At 55.0% G+C, this 1,116-nt stretch carries 2 protein-coding genes and 1 pseudogene; all 3 read left to right on the top strand.

Annotated elements, in window-relative coordinates; translation table 11 throughout:
* A partial coding sequence (gene rpsJ, locus ACRESJ_RS08150) for a 30S ribosomal protein S10 (protein ID WP_431757450.1) occupies positions 1–249 on the top strand: 249 nt, incomplete at its 5' end.
* A gap of 80 nt (positions 250–329) precedes the next feature.
* Positions 330–965 carry a 50S ribosomal protein L3 gene (gene rplC / locus ACRESJ_RS08145; protein WP_003186059.1) on the top strand — a complete coding sequence of 212 codons (636 nt, stop codon included), beginning with the start codon at positions 330–332 and terminating at the stop codon, positions 963–965.
* A gap of 12 nt (positions 966–977) precedes the next feature.
* Positions 978–1,116 (top strand): annotated as a pseudogene (gene rplD, locus ACRESJ_RS08140) (50S ribosomal protein L4); the annotation flags it as partial.

Here is a 1,116-nt window from a genome sequence, read left to right as displayed (position 1 = left end):
ACCCAGGAAATCGTGGAAACCGCGAAACGTACTGGTGCTCAAGTGCGTGGTCCAATTCCACTGCCTACCCGTAAAGAGCGGTTCACCGTTCTGGTCTCCCCGCACGTCAACAAAGACGCGCGTGACCAGTACGAGATCCGTACTCATAAGCGCGTTCTGGACATCGTCCAGCCAACGGATAAAACCGTTGATGCTCTTATGAAGCTTGATCTTGCGGCCGGTGTGGAAGTGCAGATCAGCCTCGGCTAAGACTCGGTCTTAGTCGTGTAACGCTCTGAAATGGGCGGCCATAGCGGGTGAAAGCCCCGTACACTCATGAGGTTTACAACATGACTATTGGTGTAGTCGGTCGTAAATGCGGTATGACCCGTATTTTCACCGAAGAAGGTGTCTCCATTCCGGTCACGGTCATTGAGATCGAGCCGAATCGCGTCACCCAGTTCAAAACTGAAGAGACCGATGGCTATCGTGCAGTGCAAGTCACTGTCGGCGAGCGTCGTGCTTCGCGTGTAACAGCAGCTCAGGCTGGCCACTTCGCCAAGGCGAACGTTGCCGCTGGTCGTACCGTAATGGAATTCCGCCTTGAAGAAGGCGAGTACCAGGCCGGCGATCTGATCAACGCTGAAATCTTCGCCGCTGGTCAACTGGTTGATGTAACCGGTCAGTCCAAAGGTAAGGGCTTCCAGGGTACGATCAAGCGTTGGAATTTCCGCGGGCAAGATAACACCCACGGTAACTCCGTATCCCACCGCGTTCCAGGCTCTATCGGCCAGTGCCAGACTCCTGGTCGTGTATTCAAGGGCAAAAAAATGTCCGGTCATATGGGCGCTGAGCGCGTGACCGTGCAGTCCCTCGAAGTAGTGCGCGTGGACGCTGAACGCAATCTGTTGTTGGTCAAGGGCGCTGTTCCTGGCGCTACTGGCGGCAACTTGGTTGTACGTCCAGCAGCCAAGGCTCGCGGTTAAGGGGAAGCTGACATGCAATTAAATGTAAATGACGCTCAAGCGATCGAAGTTTCCGAACTGACATTTGGCGGCGAATTCAACGAGACGCTGGTTCACCAAGCAGTCGTGGCCTACATGGCCGGCGGCCGTCAAGGTAGCAAGCAGCAAAAGA

This window comes from Pseudomonas sp. (assembly GCF_050739655.1).
Lineage (GTDB): Bacteria > Pseudomonadota > Gammaproteobacteria > Pseudomonadales > Pseudomonadaceae > Aquipseudomonas.
The sequence above is the reverse complement of the archived record's forward strand: the minus strand, read 5'-3'. Positions and strand labels throughout refer to the sequence as shown.

Bases quoted from the DNA above. Each gene is read 5' to 3' on its own strand.
- rplC (WP_003186059.1), top strand. From the start codon at position 330: ATGACTATTGGTGTAGTCGGTCGTAAATGCGGTATGACCCGTATTTTC.